Origin of the sequence: Pseudomonas sp. VE 267-6A, assembly GCF_024126555.1 — a bacterium.
GTDB lineage: Bacteria > Pseudomonadota > Gammaproteobacteria > Pseudomonadales > Pseudomonadaceae > Aquipseudomonas > Aquipseudomonas palmensis.
The window spans coordinates 228,371-250,484 of sequence record NZ_JAMYBY010000002.1 but is presented as its reverse complement, the minus strand read 5'-3'; the positions used below and the strand labels follow the sequence as shown (position 1 = coordinate 250,484).

At 64.1% G+C, this 22,114-nt stretch carries 19 protein-coding genes, 3 tRNA genes and 1 riboswitch; of the genes, 14 read left to right on the top strand and 8 right to left on the bottom strand.

All coding sequences use genetic code 11. The features are described 5' to 3' along the window. Positions 1-32: 32 nt before the first annotated feature. The 3 genes from NJH59_RS03055 to NJH59_RS03045 are packed head-to-tail and all read right to left on the bottom strand — an operon-like array spanning position 33 to position 4,364. Positions 33-977, bottom strand: coding sequence for a ChuX/HutX family heme-like substrate-binding protein (locus NJH59_RS03055; RefSeq protein ID WP_088515232.1), 945 nt, complete (start codon positions 975-977; stop codon positions 33-35). A gap of 28 nt (positions 978-1,005) precedes the next feature. Further along, complete coding sequence (locus NJH59_RS03050) at positions 1,006-1,938, bottom strand: ChaN family lipoprotein (protein ID WP_253086368.1); 933 nt, start codon at positions 1,936-1,938, stop codon at positions 1,006-1,008. Positions 1,939-1,955: 17 nt separating this feature from the next. Further along, the gene (locus NJH59_RS03045) at positions 1,956-4,364 is read right to left on the bottom strand and encodes a TonB-dependent receptor (RefSeq protein WP_253086367.1); all 2,409 of its coding nucleotides are present in this window, start codon (positions 4,362-4,364) and stop codon (positions 1,956-1,958) included. Positions 4,365-4,918: 554 nt separating this feature from the next. Here NJH59_RS03045 and NJH59_RS03040 point away from each other — a divergent pair. Continuing rightward, complete coding sequence (locus tag NJH59_RS03040; RefSeq protein ID WP_058541313.1) at positions 4,919-5,311, top strand: RidA family protein; 393 nt, start codon at positions 4,919-4,921, stop codon at positions 5,309-5,311. 99 nt (positions 5,312-5,410) lie between these two features. Here the strand turns inward: NJH59_RS03040 and NJH59_RS03035 are convergent. The 3 genes from NJH59_RS03035 to NJH59_RS03025 all read right to left on the bottom strand — a co-directional run bounded on the left by NJH59_RS03035 (position 5,411) and on the right by NJH59_RS03025 (position 5,742). Beyond that, positions 5,411-5,495 (bottom strand) — tRNA-Leu (locus NJH59_RS03035). 53 nt (positions 5,496-5,548) lie between these two features. Next, a tRNA-His gene (locus NJH59_RS03030) sits at positions 5,549-5,624 on the bottom strand. Between the two features lie 41 nt (positions 5,625-5,665). Then, a tRNA-Arg gene (locus NJH59_RS03025) sits at positions 5,666-5,742 on the bottom strand. A 285-nt stretch (positions 5,743-6,027) separates the two neighbouring features. Here NJH59_RS03025 and folD point away from each other — a divergent pair. The 11 genes from folD (at position 6,028) to NJH59_RS02970 (ending at position 16,679) form a co-directional block, all read left to right on the top strand. Then, complete coding sequence (gene folD, locus NJH59_RS03020; protein WP_054915292.1) at positions 6,028-6,882, top strand: bifunctional methylenetetrahydrofolate dehydrogenase/methenyltetrahydrofolate cyclohydrolase FolD; 855 nt, start codon at positions 6,028-6,030, stop codon at positions 6,880-6,882. Positions 6,883-7,019: 137 nt separating this feature from the next. Then, positions 7,020-7,223: riboswitch (cobalamin riboswitch) on the top strand. 120 nt (positions 7,224-7,343) lie between these two features. Further along, a complete protein-coding gene (locus tag NJH59_RS03015) occupies positions 7,344-9,278 on the top strand; it encodes a TonB-dependent receptor (protein WP_054915293.1) in 1,935 nt (644 codons plus the stop codon). Between the two features lie 98 nt (positions 9,279-9,376). Beyond that, positions 9,377-9,718: a (2Fe-2S) ferredoxin domain-containing protein gene (locus NJH59_RS03010; RefSeq protein WP_043864507.1), complete on the top strand. Its 342-nt coding sequence runs from the start codon at positions 9,377-9,379 to the stop codon at positions 9,716-9,718. Beyond that, positions 9,715-10,641: an ABC transporter substrate-binding protein gene (locus NJH59_RS03005; protein ID WP_253086366.1), complete on the top strand. Its 927-nt coding sequence runs from the start codon at positions 9,715-9,717 to the stop codon at positions 10,639-10,641. The genes NJH59_RS03010 and NJH59_RS03005 overlap by 4 nt, the downstream gene beginning before the upstream one ends. Before the next feature lie 133 nt (positions 10,642-10,774). Continuing rightward, positions 10,775-11,692 carry a citrulline utilization hydrolase CtlX gene (gene ctlX, locus NJH59_RS03000; protein ID WP_054915323.1) on the top strand — a complete coding sequence of 306 codons (918 nt, stop codon included), beginning with the start codon at positions 10,775-10,777 and terminating at the stop codon, positions 11,690-11,692. Positions 11,693-11,715: 23 nt separating this feature from the next. After that, positions 11,716-12,762, top strand: coding sequence for an ornithine cyclodeaminase (locus tag NJH59_RS02995; protein WP_043864509.1), 1,047 nt, complete (start codon positions 11,716-11,718; stop codon positions 12,760-12,762). Positions 12,763-13,036: 274 nt separating this feature from the next. Continuing rightward, on the top strand, positions 13,037-13,816 hold the full coding sequence (locus tag NJH59_RS02990) for an ABC transporter substrate-binding protein (protein ID WP_088515235.1): 780 nt from the start codon (positions 13,037-13,039) through the stop codon (positions 13,814-13,816). Positions 13,817-13,890: 74 nt separating this feature from the next. Beyond that, a complete protein-coding gene (locus tag NJH59_RS02985) occupies positions 13,891-14,616 on the top strand; it encodes an ABC transporter permease (protein WP_043864511.1) in 726 nt (241 codons plus the stop codon). Further along, the gene (locus NJH59_RS02980) at positions 14,613-15,326 is read left to right on the top strand and encodes an ABC transporter permease (protein ID WP_043864512.1); all 714 of its coding nucleotides are present in this window, start codon (positions 14,613-14,615) and stop codon (positions 15,324-15,326) included. Before NJH59_RS02985 ends, NJH59_RS02980 begins: the two co-directional genes overlap by 4 nt. A gap of 3 nt (positions 15,327-15,329) precedes the next feature. After that, a complete protein-coding gene (locus NJH59_RS02975; protein ID WP_229589384.1) occupies positions 15,330-16,172 on the top strand; it encodes an ABC transporter ATP-binding protein in 843 nt (280 codons plus the stop codon). A 12-nt stretch (positions 16,173-16,184) separates the two neighbouring features. Beyond that, entirely contained in the window at positions 16,185-16,679 is a 495-nt protein-coding gene (locus NJH59_RS02970; protein ID WP_043864513.1) for an Lrp/AsnC family transcriptional regulator, read from the top strand. A 49-nt stretch (positions 16,680-16,728) separates the two neighbouring features. On the opposite strand, the gene NJH59_RS02965 is transcribed toward NJH59_RS02970, so the two are convergent. After that, positions 16,729-18,426 carry a bifunctional diguanylate cyclase/phosphodiesterase gene (locus tag NJH59_RS02965; protein WP_043864514.1) on the bottom strand — a complete coding sequence of 566 codons (1,698 nt, stop codon included), beginning with the start codon at positions 18,424-18,426 and terminating at the stop codon, positions 16,729-16,731. 21 nt (positions 18,427-18,447) lie between these two features. After that, positions 18,448-20,013 (bottom strand): PAS domain-containing methyl-accepting chemotaxis protein, encoded by a 1,566-nt coding sequence (locus tag NJH59_RS02960; RefSeq protein WP_116055014.1) that lies wholly within the window; start codon positions 20,011-20,013, stop codon positions 18,448-18,450. Between the two features lie 186 nt (positions 20,014-20,199). On the opposite strand from NJH59_RS02960, the gene NJH59_RS02955 reads away from it, so the two are divergent. Both NJH59_RS02955 and NJH59_RS02950 read left to right on the top strand, forming a co-directional pair. Next, complete coding sequence (locus NJH59_RS02955; protein ID WP_043864657.1) at positions 20,200-20,514, top strand: helix-turn-helix domain-containing protein; 315 nt, start codon at positions 20,200-20,202, stop codon at positions 20,512-20,514. A 251-nt stretch (positions 20,515-20,765) separates the two neighbouring features. Beyond that, complete coding sequence (locus tag NJH59_RS02950; RefSeq protein ID WP_043864516.1) at positions 20,766-22,079, top strand: C4-dicarboxylate transporter DctA; 1,314 nt, start codon at positions 20,766-20,768, stop codon at positions 22,077-22,079. The last annotated feature ends 35 nt before the right edge of the window (positions 22,080-22,114 follow it).

The following is a 22,114-nucleotide window of genomic DNA, read 5'->3' as shown; positions in this document are numbered from 1 at the left end:
AAGAAGCAGGCACACACTCAGCAGCCGAGCGCTCATTGCCCCGCCTCCAACCGATCGAGCAACTCGCGCCAGGCTGGCTGTTCGGGCTGCCCGGCAGGGCGACGCCCGAACAGTTGCACGATCAGGCGCTGCTCGGCATCGAAGATCTCCAGGCTGTTGACCCCGCCTACGGCATTGGGTTTGTACACGCGCCAGGCTTCGGCTTCGACGGTGTCACGTATGCCGAAACGGGTTGGTGCGGCGTCACCGTCACCCGGCATGTCGAACACCAGGCTGTCGCCCTGCCGCGTGGCGCTGTCGAGCTTGCCGGTGTAGATCTGCGTGGAGCCGGGGCTATAGATGAAGACCATCAGTTCCAGCCCGCTGTCGGCCAGTTGCCCGAGCAGCGCCGCAGTGCCCGCGCTGCCGATACGCCGGGCAAACTGCGGGGCCACGCCCTGGTTGCCCTGATAGCGGGTCAGGCCATGACGCTTGAGCAGCGCGAAGTGGTCATGCACATCCCCCATCGCCGCCCAGTCGTCGACCAGCCCGGCGACCTGTACATCTTGTTTGACCAGCGCCTCGCGCGGTGTGAAGTGCGGCTGCTCCAGGCTGCCCTGGGCATACAGCTCGGCCCACGCCTGCAGGTTCGAGCCGGGTAGCGACGCCAGGCGCAACAGCGGCGCGGCATGCCGGTCGAACACCCGCAGCTCGAAATCACCAGCGGCCTGGCCACGGGTGAGGCACAGCCAGTGCCAGGCGCGCAGGTTCAGGCGCAGGTCCAGGCCATCTTCGCCAAGCACCAGACCGACCTGGGCAACATCGTCCGACCGTGGGAAGCGCCCCACCTGGTCGAGGAATGCATGACTGGCCTGGGTCATGACCCTCAGCGGGCCAAGGTGATACAGACGGGCCGCCACTTCGGCGGCAGGCAGGGCGAGGCTGAGGCAGTCTTGCCCAAGGCGTTGGCGGAGATCGCTGGCAGTAATAGCAGGCATGTGGGGATTCCTTGTGAGCAGAAAAGGTTCAGTGAAGGGCTGGCTGCAAGGGTGCGTCGCAGCTGGCAGCCGCCGGGGCAAGCGCAACACCGTCGCCGTCCTGGCTGGGCAGCAGCCACACGAAGTCGGCATCCTGCACGGCTGGGGCCTGGCCCTCCTCCCCCAGCACCAGCACCTTCAAACCGGGATCGCGCGCGCCATGCCTGAGGTACTGGGGCGCGCCCTGGGACTTGAGGGTGTGCAGCACACCGGCGAACAACAGGCGCGGGGCCGGCGCGGCGTCGAGCACCTGGGCCATGCGCCGGTCGCGACCGTGCTGAATGGCGAGCATGGCGTTCAGTCGCGGCAGGTCGATCTCGCCACAGTGCATCTGCACGATGCGCTGACGTTGCACCTCGGCGATTGCCGCTTGCGGAAACAGGCTGGCCGCATCCGCAGGCGCGTCGGCTGCCACCTGCTTGCGTTCGCGGGGAGACAGGTTGCCGGCCAGCACTGGGGCCGGGGCCTGCATCAGTGCCTGCATCAACGGGCCGTATTGCTCCCAGCTCCAGCGCTCATCCCACTGCATGATCTTGCGCAGACGCGCCAGCCGCACGCGGTTGCCTGCGCCCAGCCACGCCTGCACATCGCCAACCGGGCGCTGCTGATCGCTATCGAGCATCTCGAGCACCACGGCGCCTTGCTTGCGCCGCTCGGCCAGGCCGGTGGCCAGCCACTGCTCGATCAGGTGATGAGCCACGTTGTCGTGGGTCTCCCCCACCATCACCGTGGGGGCTTGCGCCAGTACGTCGAGCAATTGCCCGGCATCGATCTGCTGGCCGCTGCGCACATCAACGATCGCGCCCCAGCCGGGGATGTTGGCTTCGACACGGGCATAGGCGGTCTGGGCCGGCGGCGCATTGACCGTGGCGCAGCCGACGAGCAGGGCAAGGCACGCCCCAAGCAGGCAGTTCGTGTACATGAGAGGGTCCTGTGGGGTCAGTATTCGAACGTGACGCCGAACGAGGTGGTACGCCCACGCCCGGTACCGCGGTCCAGTGAGGCGGACATGATCGAGTCCACCGAGGCGTTGTAGCTGTAGGTCTTGTTCTCCACGTTCTCGACGTTGAAGAACAGGCTGACGTTCTGCTGCACCTGCCAGCTGCCGTAAAGGTCCCAGATCACGCCGGTAGACTGTGTCTTCCTGGTTTCGTACCAGTCCCAGCTTTCTTCGGCAGGGCCGGAGTACTCGCCGCGGGCGCCGAGCACCACGCGCTCGTCGAACCAGCGCGTGCCCAGGTCGAGGGTCCAGTAGCGGTCGGGCTGGCTGTTGATGTCTTCGAGTTCGATGCCCGAGGTGGTCGGCGCCTTGGTGGTGGCGCGGGTCCAGGAGAGGTTGGCGTAGACGAAGCCTGCGTCGTAGCGGCCCTCGATCTCGTAGCCGCTCATGCGCACCTGCTCGGGCCAGTTGACCCAGTTGGCCTTGGCCGAGTATTCGCCGTCGTCATCGACGATGTCGAACGACTGCGGGGTGATATAGCCGTCGATCTTGCTGATGAAGCGGTTGACCTTGAGCTGGGCGTAGTCGTTGCTGCTGAACAGCCCGGCGCGACTGAGATTGAAGCCGAACTCGTAGTTGGTGGAGCGCTCCTGGCGCAGGTAGGGGTTGGCCCCCACGCCGTCGGCATCGCTGGCGTCGGCGGTCATCGGTACCTTCTCGAAGAACATCTCCTGCACCCGCGGTGCACGCGAGGTGCGCGACCAGCTGGTGTAGAGCTGCATCCAGTCATAGGGCTTTACGGCAAAGCCGATACGCGGGTTGAAGCTGTGCTCGCGGCGGGTGATGTCCACATCGCCCCCGCCGATACCCGCGCACTCGCGCAAAATCGAGCACTTGGGCACGTGGCCGCTGACCTTGTAGCCGTCGTAGTGCATGCCCAGGGTCATGGCATAAATGTCGTAGTCCAGCTCCAGGGTACTGAACAGGCTTTCGGTCTGCTGCTTGCCTTCGGGGTTGGCCCCGCGTTTTTCCGGCGTGTCGGCAACGAAGTCGTCGGTGTAGTAGCGCATGCCGTTGCTCCAGCTCGCTTCCACCGGGCCGAGGTTGAAACGGCTGAGGTTGGTGAAGTCGAAACCGTGGGCATCGTCGTGGGTCTTGCGGCCGATGAAGGTGGATTCCTCCACCGGCGGGTAATCGAGCTGGGTCTTGTTCTGGTAGGCGTTGACCGTCAGGTTCACCCATTCGTTGTAGGGCGTGTAGGCGTACTTGGCGCGGTAGGTTTCGTTGCGCAGTTCCCATGGGTAGTTGTGGTAGAACTCGTTGCGGTACTGCACGCCGCTGAGGTCCAGGCGGTGCAGGTCGTTGGGCTGCAGGCGCACCTTGAGCAGGCCCGAGCGCGGGCTCTGCTTGGTGGTGTCGTAGTGGTTTTCCTGGCCGGAGCTGGTCTTGTATTCGCCGGTTTGCGAACTGCTGGCGGCGGCGACGATGCCGTACACGCCCTCGCTATCCTCGGGACGGGTTCGTGCGCCAGCGGCGAGCATGCGCGTGTTGCCGTAACCGTTGTTGCCGGTGCGGTAGGTGCTGCGCACACCCACGCGGTGGTCGGGCTTGACGATGTCGTCGATATCGAAGGTGCGGAAGTTGGCGGTGCCCCCCAGGGTATTGGCCCCTTCGGCGCCGTCCACCGCGCCGCGCTGCACATCGACACCGGCCAGCAGGTTGGGGTCGACGAAGGCCATCGGCCCGCCCGAACCGTGACCGGCGTTGTTGCGGAAGGTCTGGGTCACGCCGTCGATCATGGTGTTGACCCGCCCCAGGCCCGACAGCCCGCGGATGTTCACCGAAACCCCGGGCTGGCTGCGTGAATGCAGGGTGTAGGTACCGGGCATGGAACGCACCAGGCTGTTGAGGTCCTGGCGTTCGGCGTGCACTTCGCGGCTGCTGCGGATCACGCCCGGGCGCTCGCCCAGTGCGTTGACCAGCGTGGGGCCCACCTCCAGCGCGCTGCGGCTCTGTTCATCGGCGCGCAGCACGAAGCTCTTGTCCTTGAGCTGCACGATGCGCAGCCCGGTACCCATCAGCAGCAGGTCGAAGGCTTCCTTGCGGTTGTACTCGCCATCCAGGCCCTGGGTCTGGCGCTTGTCGGTCAGCTCCGGGGAAAAGGTCAGCATCACGCCGGTGGCGCCCGCCAACTGATTGAGTGCGGGCGCCAGCGGGCCTGCCGCAATCTGGTAATGCTTGCGTACAGCTGCGTGCTGAGCGGTGGGCGCCTCCATGGGCGCCGCCATTGCAACGCTGGCACCACTGACGGCAAGCGCCAGCACAGTAAGCGCGCCCTGCGCCGCCTTGAAAACACGGTGCCTGTCGGGCTGCTGGCCTGGATTTACGGTCGGCGCGATGCGTTTCACGTGAAGCTCCCTGGAACGTTGCAATGGTCTTGCAATAGAGGTCACGTGAGGCAGGCAAAAAGGGAAATGAAAATCAGTATTATTTTTAAAATCATTCATCAGCATGCGCGCGGATAAATGTTGGAACAGTTCTGCCCGTGGTGTTCACGCGCCTACGGCGCAAAGGACGCTATGCTTGCAGGGCCTTCCGTTGACGAACGGTGCCACAGCACCCGCACACGGAACGGCCGACTCGAGTGGCAGGGAGGCCGTGATAAAGGAACCGCACATGGAAAAATACCGATTGGCCGCTGCGCAGCTCGACGAGAGCCTCAGCAGAATTCGCGAACAACGCGATCACCTCCTCGCACTGGGGGAGGCGGAGCAAGCCGCTCCACTCACCAGAATCCTCAACATCGTTCGACTGGAGCTTGAGCTGTCACCGGTAGGTGGGCCCAAGGCGACCAGGCATTGACGCGAGGGCAATGAAACGCGAAAGCCACCTTGATAGGTGGCTTTTCTGTTCTATAGAGTGGCGCGTCGCTTGATAGCCCTACTCCCCTGGACCCTGCCCCATGACTGATCGCCAGATTATCGTCCCCGACGAGATGAAATTGCTTTGCGAGCGTGCTGGTTATGCCCCCGCGGTAAAGGTGGGCAGAACCCTGTACTGCGCCGGGCAGGTGGGTCGAACGCCGGAGCTGGAGGTGATTGAAGACCCGGAGCAGCAGTTTCTGGCGGCCTGGGAAAACCTTCGCCTCGTGCTCGCGGCGGGCGGTTGCGGGTTTGACGACGTGGTCGAAATGACGACCTATCACATCGACATGCAACGCCATATGCCGCTGTTCAGGAGCGTGAAGGACAAGGTCTTTCCAAGGGGCACCTGTGCATGGACCTGCATAGGCGTCAGCGAACTCGCCCGACCAGGGTTGCTGGTGGAGATCAAGTGCATTGCGGTGCAGCGGTAGGTGCGGGTAAGGAGTAGAAGCCCAGAAACGAAAAAAGCCGCTCAAGGCGGCTTGTTCCGGGCTTCAACGCACTTCAGCGAAGGGCGGTGAAAGCATCTATGGTGCGGACGAAGAGACTCGAACTCTTACAGCTTGCGCCGCTGGAACCTAAATCCAGTGTGTCTACCAATTTCACCACGTCCGCGTGAAGCTTTTAAAGCAAAGGCGCCGGATTTTCATCGGGCGCCTTTTAGAATATGGGGTGGACGATGGGGATCGAACCCACGACAACAGGAGTCACAATCCTGTGCTCTACCAACTGAGCTACGCCCACCATATTGCTTTACTGCTTTTACTTGTGCCAGCTGCCTGTATTGGCGCACCCGGCAGGACTCGAACCTGCGACCATCCGCTTAGAAGGCGGATGCTCTATCCAGCTGAGCTACGGGCGCATATTTAATCTGCTTTCTGTTAGGATTACAAATTAACTTTTAGTCATACCGAACAAGCTATCAAAACCACTTATTCTGCCTGACCTTGCTAACCAGTGCTAGGCTCTGCCCGACAAGTGCGATGAATGTTATAGACGAGCGGCAAAGTCGTCAACACCTTTTTGAAAAAAATTCATTTTATTTAAGGGGTTAGGGGAATTGCCAGACCAAGCGCCTTTGCCCTGCGCCCCGGTCATGCGAGAATGCGCGCTCTTTTTATTCCCTCTCGATGGTTAATCACGCGTCATGACTGCACAACTTATCGACGGCAAGGCGATCGCCGCCAGCCTGCGCCAGCAGATCGCCCAACGTGTCGCGCAACGTCGCGAGCAAGGCCTGCGCACCCCCGGCCTGGCAGTGATCCTGGTAGGCAGCGACCCCGCCTCCCAAGTCTATGTTTCGCACAAGCGTAAAGACTGTGAAGAGGTCGGCTTCAACTCCCAGGCCTATGACCTGCCCAGCGACACCACCCAGCAGGCGCTGACCGACCTGATCGACCGCCTCAATGAAGACGCCGACATCGACGGCATCCTGCTGCAGCTGCCACTGCCGGCGCACCTGGATGCCTCGCTGCTGCTCGAGCGCATTCGCCCCGACAAGGACGTGGACGGTTTCCACCCTTATAACGTAGGTCGTCTGGCCCAGCGCATCCCGCTGCTGCGCCCGTGCACCCCCAAAGGCATCATGACCCTGCTGCACAGCACCGGTCAGGACCTGTACGGCATGAATGCGGTGGTAGTGGGCGCCTCGAACATCGTCGGCCGCCCCATGGCCATGGAGCTGCTGCTGGCCGGCTGCACCGTGACCGTGACCCACCGCTTCACCAAGGACCTGGCCGGCCACGTCGGCCGCGCCGACCTGGTGGTGGTGGCTGCCGGCAAGCCGGGGCTGGTCAAGGGTGAATGGATCAAGGAAGGCGCCATCGTCATCGACGTGGGCATCAACCGCCAGGAAGACGGCAAGCTGGTGGGCGACGTGGTCTACGAGACCGCCCTGCCCCGCGCCGGCTGGATCACTCCGGTGCCAGGCGGCGTCGGGCCGATGACCCGGGCGTGCCTGCTGGAGAACACCTTGTATGCGGCCGAAGAGCTGCACGGTTGACCCCGCTGGATTTAAGTTCCAGCGGCGCTAGCCACTAAAGGAACGGCACCTGAGAAGGTGCCGTTTTTTTTGGCCTGAAACAAACGCACGCTCGTCAGCAAAGGCCGTCAGGTTGACGAACGGTCATGACAATGGTCAGATGCGGCCCAGTTTCAGGTGCCTGCTGCCGCCGTGCAGCAGGTGAAACGGGAAGCCGGTGCGTCTTGCATGACTAGTCCGGCGCTGCCCCCGCAACGGTAAGCGAGTGAAGCATCCAACAGGCCACTGTGCGCAACGCATGGGAAGGCGGATGACTTCGAGCCTCGCAAGCCCGGAGACCGGCCTGCAAACCCACGACTGTTGAAAGGATGCGTTCAGTCATTTTGGCAAACCTGCGGTGGGCGGGCACGAGCCGGTATTCTGGCGCGCGTTCGCCGGAACCCTCCTGTGCGCTTCCCGAAAAATCCTTTTTCGAGAAGTAGATGAAGACACGTCGTTTTACCCTGATCGGTTGCCTGATCGGCAGCCCGGCCCTGGCGGCCAGCGAACCCCTGACCCTCGACCAGCAGATCGTTTCCGCACCCTCGGTGGAGTCCACCACGGTGGCCGAGATGGCGCGCTATGGCAGCAAGGTGGAGGTCGTGGACCGCGAGCAGATCGAGCGCGCCGGCCCCAGCGCGGACATCACCCGCGTGCTGCAGATGTTCGTGCCCGGCCTGTATGTGGCGCCCAAGCAGGGGCCGTTCGACTATGGCACCTATTCGCTGCTGGGCGGGCGCAACGACGACACGCTGATCATGCTCGACGGGGTGCGCCTGAACAACCGCCTCTACGGCGGCATCTATATAGACACCCTGCCCGCCGCCGCCATCGAGCGCATCGAGGTACTCAAGGGCGGCCAGAGCCTGCTGTTCGGCACCCAGGCCGTGGCCGGGGTCATCAACATCGTCACCCGTTCGGCCCATAGCCGCGACCCCTCGGGCCAGGTCAACCTGGGCGTCGACAGCTTCATGGGGCGCAACGGCGATGCCCGTATCGAGCGCATCTTCAGCAACGGCCTGGGCGACCTGGGGCTGCTGGCCTACGTCAGCCACAACGTGTCCGAGGGCTACCAGCCCTACCACAGCAGCCAGATCACCTCGACGGTCAGCGACAAGAAGCGCAGCTACGAGGTCAACACCTTCGGCGCCAAGGCCGCACAAAGCCTGGGCGATGACAGCCGCCTGGAGCTGTTCTACCAGTACAGCGCCGCCAACCTGGACTTCCTGCGCCCGGACGCCAACCGCCGTACCACCAACGACCGCGTGCAGCAGATCGCCACGGCCACCTTCGAGCAGCGCCTGAACCCCGACTTCAGCTACTTCGTCAAAGGCCACATGAACGATTGGGATACGCGCTACACCCGCATCTACAACAACACCGACGGCAGCACCCGTACCCTCAACCACGACGACTACTGGGGCTTCAGCGACTGGGGCATGCAGGCAGAAGGCAAGGCCGTGCTCCCCGGCGAGCACACCCTGGTGTTCGGTACCGACAACCAGTGGTTCAAGGGCAAGGACGACGTGCTCAAGATCGATAACAACCAGGCCGAGGCCCATGCGCTGTATGTGCAGCTGCGCCCTGTCATCGACGCCCTGCCTGACTGGCACCCCAGCATCGGCGTGCGCCGCGAGCACCTGAGCGGTGGTGACAGTGCCACGGTGGGCATGCTCACCTCGCTCTACGACCTGACCGACCAGCTCAAGCTGCGCGGCCAGTTCGGCACCGCCTACAAGCTGCCCAACGCCGAGCAACTGTACGTCAACGAACCGGGCGACGAGATGGGCAACCCCAACCTCAAGCCGGAGAAGAGCCGCAATGCCGAACTGGGCCTGGACTACACCGGCCTGATCCAGGGCCAGCCTTACAGCCTGAGCGGTACGCTGTTCACCCGGCGCATCGAGGACCTGATCACCATCGTGGATGCACAATGGGTCAACGGCGATGGCGAGATCCAGGTGCGCGGCGTCGAGGTCAACGGGCAGTTCCAGCTCAGTGACCGCTGGCAGCTGGCGGCAGACATGACGCGCAACCTGAGCGAGTCGCGCAACGGCGCCACCCTCAACAACATTCCCGGGTTCTTTGCACGCAGCCGGCTGGGGTACGAGTCGGGTGACCGGATGTGGGGCGCAGGCGCGGCGGTGCGCTACATCGGCACGGTGAAAAGCCCGCGGGATGTGGACTACGGGCATTACACCGTGGTGGACGCCGATGCCTACCGCTACCTGGACGGCGCCCGCCAGCATCGCCTGAGCCTGCTGCTGGAAAACCTGCTGGACCGCGACTACACCACCAGCATGGACAGCGGCGCGCGCAAGGTGCAGAACCTGGGAAGGCCGTTCACCAGCGAAGTGCGTTACACCTACAGCTTCTAGAAGCAGCGCGGGTCAAGCCCGCTCCCACAGGCTCATCCGTCACCTGTGGGAGCGGGCTTGACCCGCGAAAGCCGCACCACGGACTCAAGGACAAGCCCATGCCCATCCCCAGCAAACCCGAGTGGTCGCACATTCCCGCCCACGCCCGCCACGTGATGCTGTGCACCGGCCCGCGCTGCACCCAGCGCGGCGCGCAGCAGGTGTGGAAAGTGGTGCGCAACGAACTGCTCGCCGCCCAGCGCATGGAAACCGCCGACGGCGTGCTGCTGACCCGTACCCACTGCCAGTTCCCGTGCAACCTGGGCCCGGTCGCCACCGTCTACCCCGAGCGCTGCTGGTACCGCATCGCCAGCGCCGACGATGCCCGCCGCCTGGTGCGCGAGCACCTGGTCGCAGGTACCCCGGTCAGCGCACTGCTGCTCAATGGTGATACCCCATGACGCGCCTGCTCTGCCTGCTGTTGTGCCTGCTCGGCACCACGGCCCACGCCCAGACCTACCGTAACTGCGGCCAGGACTGGACCCTGCCGCACGCCCCGCCGCAGCGCATCCTGGCGCTCAACCAGCATGCCGCCGACCTGCTGCTGGCCCTGCAGGTCGGCCCGTCGCTGGTTGCGGTGAGCTACGTCGATGACGACCCCGAGGCGCTGGCCTCCCGGCGCTACCGCGGCGTGCCACTGCTATCGCGGCTGTATCCCTCGCCGGAGGTGTTCTATGCCCAGCGCTACGACCTGGTGGTCGGCGGTTTCGCCAGCGCCTTTCGCGATGGCGTGGGCGCACGCACCCACCTGACCCGCAATGGCATCGGCAGCTACCTGCTGGAGAACGCCTGCGACCCGCGCCCGGCCTCCGGCTTCGCGGCCATCGAAGACGACCTGCGCAGCCTGGGCAAGCTGCTGCAGCGCGAACCCCAGGCCGCTCGGCTGATCGCGCAGCAACGAGCAGACCTGGACCGCGCCCGCCAGCTCGCCGCGCAGCATGCCCCACTTTCGGTGTTCTACCTGGACAGCGAGCACCAGGGCCTCGACAGCGAGGGCAGCCGCGGCTTCATCACCCAACTGATCCAGGTCGCCGGTGGGCGCAACCTGTTCGCCGACGTCGACCTGCACCGCGTGACCGTCGACCCCGAAACCCTGCTGCAACGCGACCCGGACGTGATCATCCTGGCCGACGCCGTCTGGTCGCCGGCCCGGCGCAAGCGCGAGTACCTGCACAACCACCCGGCCCTTTCGAAGTTGCGTGCGGTGCGCGAGGGCCGGCTGATCGACCTGCCCTTCACGCACCTGGTGGCAGGCGAACACAGCGCCCGTGCTGCCGTCGCGCTGGCCAACCAGTTGCGTGACATGGCCGAGCACCTGCCCTGAACCGGCACAGCCGATTACGCTGCAATACCCCGCTTTTCAGCTTTCCCCGCTGAGCGCCCCGCGCGCTTCAGCCGGGATTGCAGCGCCACTGCATCGACAATAGACGCACTGCCAACCCCGGATGCGTGCCTCGATGCAAACCACCAATACAGTCTTGATGATCCGCCCCGCGCGGTTCGCCTTCAACCCGGACACCGCACTCAACAACCGCTTCCAGCAGCCTGCACTGGACCCCGACCAGGCACAGCATAAAGCGCTGGAAGAGTTCGACGGCTATGTGGACACCCTGCGCCAGCATGGCGTCGAGGTGCTGGTGGTGCAGGACACGCCGGCCCCGCACACGCCTGACTCGATCTTCCCCAACAACTGGTGGAGCAGCCACGCCGACGGCAGCCTGGTGCTCTACCCGATGGAGGGCCACAACCGCCGCCTGGAACGCGACAAGGGCGTGCTGCAGGTGCTCGCCGACCGTTTCAGTATTCACAACACCATCGACCTGAGCCCGCTGGAGCAACAGAGCATGTTCCTGGAAGGCACCGGCAGCATGGTGCTCGACCGCGAACACCGCATCAGCTACGCCTGCCACTCCGGGCGCACCCACACCGAAGCACTGCGCCAGTTCGCCGACAGGCTCGACTACCGCCTGTGCCTGTTTCACGCCGTCGACCGGCACCGGGCGCCCATCTATCACTGCAACGTGATGATGAGCGTGGGCCGCGGGCTGTCGGTGGTGTGCCTCAAGGCACTGCCCGATGCCGACGAGCGCCGTACCCTGGAACACAGCCTGCGTGCCACCGGCAAGGACATCCTGGCCCTGGACTTCGACCAGCTCGAAGGCTTCGCCGGCAACATGCTCGAAGTGCACGACAAGCAAGGCCAGCCGCTGCTGGTGATGTCGCGCAGTGCCTGGCGCTCGCTGCACCCCCAGCAGCGCCGCCAGGTCGAGCGGCACACCCACCCGGTGGTGGTGAACATCGACAACATCGAACGCATCGGCGGCGGCAGCGCGCGCTGCATGCTCGCCGAAGTGCACCTGCCGGTGCGCAATTGACCGACCACAAGAAGGAGCTCCCCATGACCCGTTACATCGACGTCAACGACCTCAGCCAACTGGTCGCCCGCAAGGGCCTCACTACCTGCCTGGAAGAAATGGCCGAGTACATCCGCCAGGACTACCTGCGCTGGCACGACTTCGAAAAGTGCGCGCGCCTGGCCAACCACTCGCCAGACGGGGTGATCGAGCTGATGCCGGCCTCCGACGCCAACCTCTACGCCTTCAAGTACGTCAACGGCCACCCGAAGAACACCCAGCGCGGCATGCTCACCGTGATGGCGTTCGGTGCGCTGGGCGATGTCGACACCGGCGCGCCATTGCTGCTCAGCGAAATGACCCTGACCACCGCGATCCGCACCGCCGCCACCTCGGCCCTGGCCGCACGCTACCTGGCGCGCCCCGACAGCCGCAGCATGGCGCTGATCGGCAACGGTTCGCAGAGCGAGTTCCAGGCCATCGCCTTCCACGCGCTGGTGGGCATCGAGGAAATCCGCCTGTACGACCTGGACCCACAAGCCACGGCCAAACTGGCCGCGAACCTTCGCGCCTTCCCGGCGATCAAGGTGGTACTGGCCAGCTCCGTGGCCGATGCGGTACGCGGCGCCGACATCGTCACCACGGTCACCGCCGACAAGGCCTACGCCACCATCCTGACCGCCGACATGATCGAGCCGGGCATGCACCTGAACGCGGTGGGTGGCGACTGTCCGGGCAAGACCGAGCTGCACCGCGACATCGTCGACGCCGCACGGGTGATCGTCGAGTACGAACCGCAGAGCCGCATCGAGGGCGAGATCCAGCAGATGCCAGCCGACTCGCCGATCACCGAGTTCTGGCAAGTGGTCAACGGCCAGGTGCTCGGCCGCGAGAACGACACCCAGGTCACCCTGTTCGACTCGGTGGGCTTTGCCATCGAAGACTACTCGGCCCTGCGCTATGTGCTGGATGTGGCCAAGGCCCTGGATATCGGCCATGAAATCGACCTGGTGCCGGCCCTGGAAAACCCCAAGGACCTGTTTGCACGGCTGCTGCCCAAGGTTCAGGCGGTGCACAAGAAACGCGCCTAGACCGGGCCTGCACGTCAATCCAGGCGGCCGTGCACCTTGCACGGCCGTACACAGCAAGCTGCCCCGAAGCCAAAACAGGAGGTCATGCAGCCGATTCGGCTGACACCGAATCGCCAACAGCAGAATCCGGCAGCCAGCGCCGGCCCAAACGACACAAAAAAAATGCTGCCTTCACGCATTCTGACGCCAGACCGAAGAGTCACACACAGACCAAGGCTCAGGCCAACGAAGCGTTCACTGCCCTACATCAACTACAAGACACAGGGATACCTTTATGACCTCGCTGCGAAAGCTGCTCAGCGTGCTGCTCCTGCCCATGTGCGCGAGCACAGTCCAGGCCCAGGAATGGAAAGAAATCCGTTTCGGCGTGTTCCCCGAATACCCGCCCTTCGAATCCGTCGCCGCCGATGGCAGCCTGCAAGGTCTCGACATCGAGCTGGGCAATGCCATCTGTGAAAAGCTGCAGGTCAAGTGCACCTGGGTGCACAACGAATTCGACGGCATGATCCCGGCCCTGCGTGCACGCAAGTTCGACGCAATCATGTCGTCCATGGCGGTGACGCCGGCCCGTCAGAAGCAGATCGAGTTTTCCGATCGCCTGTTCCTCAGCCCCACCTCGGTGATCGTGCGCAAGGGCGCCGACTTCGGCGACACCCCCGAATCGCTCGAGGGCAAGACCGTTGGCGTGTTGCAAGGCTCGCTGCAAGAGGCCTACGCCCGCGCCAAGCTGGCGCCGCTGGGCGCCCGGGTCAAAGCCTACCAGGCCCAGAACCAGAACTATGCCGACCTCATGAACGGGCGCCTGGACGCCACCCTCACCGACAAGCTCGAAGCGCAGCTGAACTTCCTCAACACCCCCGAAGGCGCCGACTTCAAGAGCGGCCCGGCAATCAAGGACCCCACCCTGCCCCTGGACATCGCCATGGGCCTGCGCAAGAACGACGCCGAGCTCAAGGCGCTGATCGACAAGGGCATCGCCGCGGTGCTGGCCGATGGCACCTTCGCCAGGATCCAGCAGAAGTACGTCGGCGACCTCGATATCTACAACGAGTAATCGCCTGCAGAGCCCGGGCCTGCACGGCCCGGTGCGCTGTCGCACCCGCCTTTGGTCCTACCGAGAGTTTTCCCGTGAACGACTTCCTCACCTCCACCGGCTTGCAGGCGCTGAGCCTGCAGGGCTTCGGCCCGCTGTTGCTGCAAGGAACCTGGATGACCCTGCAACTGGCCTTTCTGTCACTGGGCCTGAGCCTGCTGCTGGGCCTGATCGGCGCCAGCGCCAAGCTGTCCTCGCTGCGCCTGCTGCGCATTCCCGCCACCCTCTACACCACGCTGATTCGCAGCGTGCCCGACCTGGTGCTGATCCTGCTGATCTTCTACACCCTGCAGCTGTGGCTCAACGACCTGACCGAGCTGCTTGGCTGGGATTACGTCGAGATCAACCCGTTCATGGCCGGCGTGATCACCCTGGGCTTCATCTATGGCGCCTACTTCACCGAGAACTTTCGCGCAGCGATCCTCAGCGTGCCCCATGGCCAGCTGGAAGCGGCTACCGCCTACGGGCTGAGCCGCGTGCAGCGCTTCCAGCTGGTGCTGTTCCCGCAACTGATGCGCTTCGCCCTGCCGGGGCTGGGCAACAACTGGCTGGTGCTGCTCAAGTCCACCGCGCTGGTGTCGATCATCGGCCTCTCCGACCTGGTAAAGGCTGCGCAGAACGCCGGCAAGACCACCAATGAGCCGTTGTACTTTCTGCTGTTCGCGGGGCTGGTCTACCTGCTTATCACCACCCTTTCCAATCGCCTGTTCAAGGTGCTGGAACGGCGCTACAACACCGGCATCAAGGGGTTGGCATCATGATCGAACTGCTTCAGGAATACGGCCGGGCCTACCTGTACAGCGATGGCGCGGGCATGTCGGGGCTGGCGATGACGCTGTGGCTGTTCATCGTGACCATGGTGCTGGGTCTGGTGCTGTCGTTGCCACTGGCGCTGGCGCGGGTGTCGCGCAAGCGCTGGCTGCGCTGGCCGGTAGAGCTGTACACCTTCGTGTTTCGCGGCACCCCGCTGTATATCCAGTTGTTGATCTGCTACACCGGGCTGTACGGGCTGGAGGTGGTGCGTGACAACGCGCTGCTCGACCAGTTCTTGCGCAATGCGCTCAACTGCACGCTGCTGGCCTTTGTGCTCAACACCTGCGCCTACACCGTGGAGATCTTCGCCGGGGCCATTCGCAACATTCCCCATGGCGAGATCGAGGCCGCCCAGGCCTACGGCCTGCATGGCTGGCGCCTGAACCTGTTCGTGGTGCTGCCGGCAGCCCTGCGCCGCGCGCTGCCGGTGTACAGCAACGAGCTGATCCTGATGCTGCATGCCACCTCGCTGGCGTTCACCGCCACCGTCGCCGACGTCCTCAAAGTGGCCCGCGACGCCAACGCCGCGACCTTTCTGACGTTCCAGGCCTTCGGCATCGCGGCCATTCTGTACATGCTGCTGTCCTTCGCGCTGGTCGGGCTGTTTCGCCTGGCCGAACGCCGCTGGATGCGTTTCCTTGTTCCTGCCCGAGGCTGACCCATGACCCTTTGCGCACACCCCCTGCCGGCCCATGGCCAGGCCCTGTACGAAACCCCCACCGCCCCGCGCGTCAGCAGCGCCGCCATCAAACTGAGCGTGGATGCCCTGCACAAGAGCTATGGCGATCACCAGGTACTCAAGGGCGTCTCGCTGCAGGCGCGCAAGGGCGACGTGATCAGCCTGATCGGCGCCAGCGGCTCGGGCAAGAGCACCATGCTGCGGTGCATCAACTTTCTCGAACAGCCGGACTCGGGCGTGATCACCCTCGACGACCAGAGCATCGAGATGCACCAGGGCCGCGCCGGCACCCGCGCGCCGAACCCGGCCCAGTTGCAGAACCTGCGCACGCGCCTGGCCATGGTGTTCCAGCACTTCAACCTGTGGAGCCACATGACCGTGCTGGAGAACATCTGCCTGGCGCCGCGCCGCGTGCTTGGGGTGAGCCCGCGCGAGGCCGAGGCCCGCGCCCGCGCCTACCTGGACAAGGTCGGCTTGCCAGGGCGCGCGGCCGATCAATACCCGGCATTCCTGTCTGGCGGGCAACAGCAGCGCGTGGCCATTGCCCGGGCGCTGGCGATGGAACCGGAGATCATCCTGTTCGACGAACCGACCTCGGCACTGGACCCGGAACTGGTTGGCGAAGTGCTCAAGGTGATACAGACGCTGGCCGAGGAAGGCCGTACCATGCTGATGGTCACCCACGAGATGGGCTTTGCCCGCCAGGTGTCGAGCCAGGTACTGTTCCTGCACCAAGGCCGGGTCGAGGAACAGGGCGGCCCGCAGATGCTCGACCAGCCGCAGAGCGAACGCCTGCAGCAATTTCTTTCCAACCGTTTGAAGTGAACCGACGCCACCATGGACACCAAGGCCAACCGCTTGCATGACACGCCGCCTCTGGATCGGATCGACGAGGCGATCATCGACGTACTGCGCCACAACGGGCGCATCACCTACGAAAAGCTGTCTTCGCTGGTGCACCTGACGCCCAGGCCTTGCCTGGAGCGGGTGCGCAAACTGGAGCGACGCGGGGTGATACGTGGTTATGGCGCGATCATCGATGTGCAGCGGGTGTCGCCAGGGTTGTCGCTGCTGGTGCTGGTGGCGTTGTCCAACCAGAGCGGGCGCTCGGCCCAGCGGGCCTTCGAGGCCTGCATGAAGGCCTGCCCGCAGGTATTCGAGTGCCAGCTCATCAGCGGGCATTTCGACTACAGCCTGCGCATGCGCTGCCGGGACATGGAGCATTACCGGGTGCTGAGCGAAACCTGGATGAACAACGACGAGCTGCACATCGACAAGCTGGTGGCGCACCCGGAACTGGCGGTGGTGAAGAACACGGCGCCGCAGTTGTAGCGCCGGCCCTGCAGCAGCCGGCCTTGCCGGCCAAGGGCCCGATGCGGCATTACGCCTGGCGCAACACCACCCACTCATGCGGCTGCACATACTCGCGCACCCATCCCACCACCTCCGCCGCCGGCATCGGCCGGGCGATGCCGTAGCCCTGCGCCACATCGCAGCCAAGCCCCATCAGCACCTCGCCATGCTCCACCGTCTCCACCCCCTCGGCGATCACCTGGCGCCCGAAGGCCCGTGCCAGGCCGATCACCGCGCGGGTCAGGGCCAGGTCATCCTGGTCATGCAGGATGTCGCGCACGAACGACTTGTCGATCTTGATCGCCTGGGTGGGCAGGCGCTTGAGATAGCTCAGCGACGAATAGCCGGTGCCAAAGTCATCCAGTGAAAACTGCACCCCCAACTGCTGACACGCCTCCAGGCATTCGCTGACCCGCTTGATGTTCTCGATTGCCACCGACTCGACGATCTCAAGGTCGAGCATGCGCGGCGCAACCCCGTCATGACGCGCAAGCAACAGGCGCAGGCGCTCGACGAAGTCAGACCGTTGAAAGTGGCGCGCCGCGATGTTCACGCTCACCGACCAGCGATACCCGGCGTCCTGCCAATGCTGCATCTGCGCCATCGCGCGGTCGATCACCCACTCGCCGATGTCCACGATCAGGTCGGTCTGCTCGATCAACGGCAGGAACTCCGCTGGCGGCACCAGCCCCTTGACCGGGTGCTGCCAGCGCAGCAAGGCCTCGAAGCCCAGCACCTCGCCACTGCGCATGTTCACCTTGGGCTGGTAGAACAGGCGCAGCTCGCCATTCTTCATGGCGCGGCGGACCCGCTCAACCGTCTGGTGCGTGGCCTTCACTTCCTGGTCCAGCGATACGTCGAACAGGTGGAAGCGGTTGCGTCCGCTCTGCTTGGCCACGTACATCGCCTGGTCGGCATGGCGCAGCAGGGTGTCGGCATCATCGTTGTCGGCCGGGTACAGGGTCACGCCGATACTGGCGCTGACACTGATCTGCTGGCCACGAATCGAATACGGCGCCGCCACCGCCGACAGCACCCGCCCCAGCACCGTGCGCAACTGCGCCTGGCCCTCGACATGGCGCAGAATCAGCACGAACTCGTCACCAGACAACCGCGCAACCGCATCGCCGCCACGCAGTATGCCCTTGAGCCGCGCCGCCACCTCGACCAGCAGCAGGTCGCCGCAGGCATGCCCATAGCCGTCGTTGACCGCCTTGAAGCCGTCCAGATCGAGCATGCACACCGCCAGCGGGAACTGCTCGGTGCGCGAGAATTCCAGGGCCTGGTTCAGCAGGTCCGAAAGGAATGCGCGGTTGGGCAGCCCGGTGAGCACGTCATGCCCCACGCGCCATTGCAGGGTGTGCACCAGCTGGCGTTTCTCGCTGACGTCGAAGCGGATCGACACATATTTGCGGACCTTGCCGGTGGCCGGGTCCAGCAGTGGCACCATGGTGCTGTCGACCCAGTACAGCGAGCCGTTCTTGGCGCGGTTGCAGATCTCGCCCTTCCAGACCTTGCCGGCTACCAGCGATGCCCACATGCTCTCGAAGAAGTCACTGCCGTGCAGGCCGGAATTGAGGATGCGGTGGTTGGCCCCCAGCAGCTCTTCACGGCTGTAGCCGGAGATGCTGCAGAACTGCTGGTTGACGTAGGTGATGCGTCCGGCGAGGTCGGTTTCGGAAAAGATCGCGGCCGCGTCGACGGCCGCGCGGTAGTTGTCATCCATGCTCGTTCACTCGCCTGGCGGCTATCGGTTGAAGCGTTCAACCAAGGCACGCAGGCCGCTGGAAATATGCTCAAGCTCGCCACCACGGGTGGCGGCGGCATTGGCGTTGTCGGCAGTCTTCTGCACCGTGCCGGCTACCCGATTGATCTGCTGCGACACGTCCTCCGCCACGTAGGACTGCTCCTGCGAGGCGGCCGCCATCTGCTGGGTCATATCGGTGATGCGTGCCACCGCCTCGCGAATGCCTTGCAGTGCGCGCTGCGCCTCGACCACCTGCGCCACGCCCTGCTCGGCCTCCTGGATGCCCAGGTTGGCGATGCTCACCGCGTCATCGGCGCCGCTGCGCAGGGTCTCGATGATGCCCTGGATCTGCTGGGTCGACTGGCGGGTCTTGCCCGCCAGGGCGCGCACCTCATCGGCCACCACGGCAAATCCGCGGCCCTGCTCGCCAGCACGCGCCGCCTCGATGGCAGCGTTGAGCGCCAGCAGGTTGGTCTGGTCGGCAATCGCCTGGATCACGCTGGCAGCCAGCATGATGTCCTGGGTCTGCCCGGCCAGGTGGCCGACCGCCTGGTTGATCTGGGTGACGGTGCTGGCCAGCAGCTGGATCGCCTCGCGCGAGGTACCGGCCACCTGGCTGCCCTGTTCGGCCAGCTGGTTGGCGGTGCCGGCCTCGCTGGCGGTCTGCTGTACATGCACCGCCACTTCGGCGATGGATGCCGCCATCTCGGTCATCGCCGCCGCGGTCATGTCGGTTTCGGCGCGCTGGTCGAGCAGCGCCAGCTCGGTGGCATTGGACAGCCGGCTGGAATCGCTGGCGGCCACGGCCATCTGGTTGGCCAGGTCGCTCAGGCGCGTCAGCGCGGTTTTCAGGCGCGCCTCTTCACTGATCAACACCATCTGCAGTTGCGCGGTCGGCCCCAGCGCTTCGCTGTAGGCCAGCGCACTGATCGGGTCGGAGAACGTGTTGGGGGTGCTGCGCACGATCTGGCGCACTTCATGGCGCAGGCGATTGTGCCCCCACAGGCCCACCGCCACGAACAGCGCCAGGGTGATGCCCTGCCCGCCCCAGCCCGGCAACAGCCGGTTGGCGCCTATGGCCAAAGCGGCTGCCAGCAACGGCAGCGCAAGCACGCGGCCCTGCAGGGCCAGGCGACGCCCGAAGGGCACGGGGGGCTTGCCTTCACGCAGACGGGCATACAGCGCTTCGGCGCGCTGCACCTGATCGCGAGTGGGCTTGACCCGTACCGATTCGTAGCCGACCAGGCGGCCGTCCTCGAGCACCGGTGTGACGTAGGCGCTGACCCAGTAGAAGTTGCCGTTCTTGCAGCGATTCTTGACGATGCCCATCCAGCTCTGGCCGGCCTTGAGGTACTGCCACATCAGGGCAAATACGGCAGGCGGCATGTCCGGGTGGCGCACCAGGTTGTGCGTGCTGCCGATCAGTTCCGCCTGGCTGAAGCCACTCATGGCGGCGAATTCGGCATTGCAATAGGTGATGTTACTGTCGGTATCGGTGGCGGAAATCAGCCGCTGATGGTCCGGAAAGGTCTGTTCGACAGCCGTGACCGGCAGATTGAGACGCACGTTAAAACTCCCTGAAGCGCACGCTAAAGCCTTGTCCAGCGGCCCTGAAACCTGCAGCGTAAATGTCGGTCCAAGTGAACGATTCTACGAAATACATCACATTTTGCAAGGAAAGGTGATGAAACGTGGCGTTGTGCAATGCCAATATTTATCGTTAAGTTCTTGATTCTAAATGGGAATCGAGCGATGGAATTATCTAGTTTGGGTCCAGCCATCAGACGCTATCGCAAGGTAGCCGGGCTTACTCAGGCTGAACTTGGCGAAAAAACCGGTTTTGACCCCAAAACCATAAGCCGCTTTGAAACCGGCACCTACACCCCCAGTGTCGAAGCGCTGTTCACCTTTGCCGACGTGCTGGGCGTCAAGCTCAATGCCTTTTTCGCCGATCTGGAAGATGCGGACGAGCAACGTGCCTACTTGTTCGGTGTTATTCACAAAGCTCCACCCAAGGACCTGGGAAAGCTGATTGCAGCGGTAGACCTGGCCCTTTCCAAGCCTTGATCACTGCCCTCGCAAAAGCGTGACAGGCGCCTGCCACTGTTGCTTGAAGCGCTTTTGTCGTCGATAAGTACTGTAACTGGTCAGACCGGTAAAACCGATCTGATGCGCTGGATTCGCGAAATACTTGCAAACCCGCAAAAACCCCGCCTACACTGCGCCTGCACTGGACATACCGGTAAGACCACAATAATTAAGTCTGTCGCTCGGCGCTTGTTGCCAGAAGCACGGACACCGACCAGAGATCCCTCCCCATGCTCAAATGGTGCTCGCGTTCGATCTTCCTCCAAGTGGTGCTCGGCCTGATGCTCGGCATCGCCTGCGGCCTGAGCTTTCCTGAAGTTTCCCTGCAACTCAAACCCCTCGGTGACGGCTTCATCAAGCTGATCAAGATGCTCATCGGGCTGATTGTGTTCTGCGTGGTGGTCAGCGGCATTTCCGGTGCCGGCGACCTCAAGAAGGTTGGCCGCATCGGCCTCAAGTCGGTGATCTACTTCGAAGTGCTGACCACCATTGCGCTGGTGCTGGGGCTGGTACTGGCATTCACCTCAGGCATCGGTACCGGTGCCAACATCCACCTCGACCAGTTGTCGACCGCCGATGCCGGTGCGCTGGCCGAGCGTGGCCAGCATATCCAGGGCACGGCAGCGTTCCTCATGGGCCTGATACCCAATTCGGTGCTCGGCGCCTTCGCCGACAACAACATCCTCCAGGTGCTGCTGTTCTCGGTGCTGTTCGGCAGCGCCCTGAACCTGGTGGGCGAGGCCGCGTCGGGCATCACCCGGCTGATAAACGAACTGAGCCATGTGATCTTTCGCATCATGGGCATGATCGTGCGCCTGGCGCCGATCGGCGTGTTCGGCGCCATCGCCTTCACCACCAGCCAGTACGGCCTGGACTCGCTGCAACACCTGGGCGGCCTGGTGGCGCTGTTCTACGTGACCTGTGCAGGCTTCGTGCTGGTGATCCTGGGGACAGTGATGCGCGTCTCGGGCCTGAAGCTGTTCCCGTTCCTCAAGTACATGCGCGAAGAACTGGGCATCGTGCTGGGTACTGCGTCGTCCGATGCGGTCCTGCCGCAGATCATGCGCAAGCTCGAACACCTGGGCATCGGCAGCTCCACCGTCGGCCTGGTGATCCCCACGGGCTACTCCTTCAACCTGGACGGTTTCTCCATCTACCTCACCCTGGCCATCGTGTTCATCGCCAACGCCACCGGCACACCGCTGGCCATGACCGACCTGCTGACCATCCTGCTGGTGTCGCTGATCACCTCCAAGGGCGCCCACGGCATTCCGGGGTCGGCGCTGGTGATTCTGGCCGCCACCCTCACGGCAGTACCGGCCATCCCGGTGGTGGGCCTGGTGCTGGTGCTGGCGGTGGACTGGTTCATGGGCATCGGCCGCGCGCTGACCAACCTGATCGGCAACTGCGTGGCCACCGTGGCCATCGCCCGCTGGGAAAAGGACATTGATCTGGAACGCGCCAACAACGTACTCAACGGCAAGCAGGGCTTCAGCTTTCAGACGCGCAAGCTGCCGACCCCTGCCCATCAACAGGAATTCTAGGCAACGACGTATGCATGTGTTTTCAGGGAGCAAAC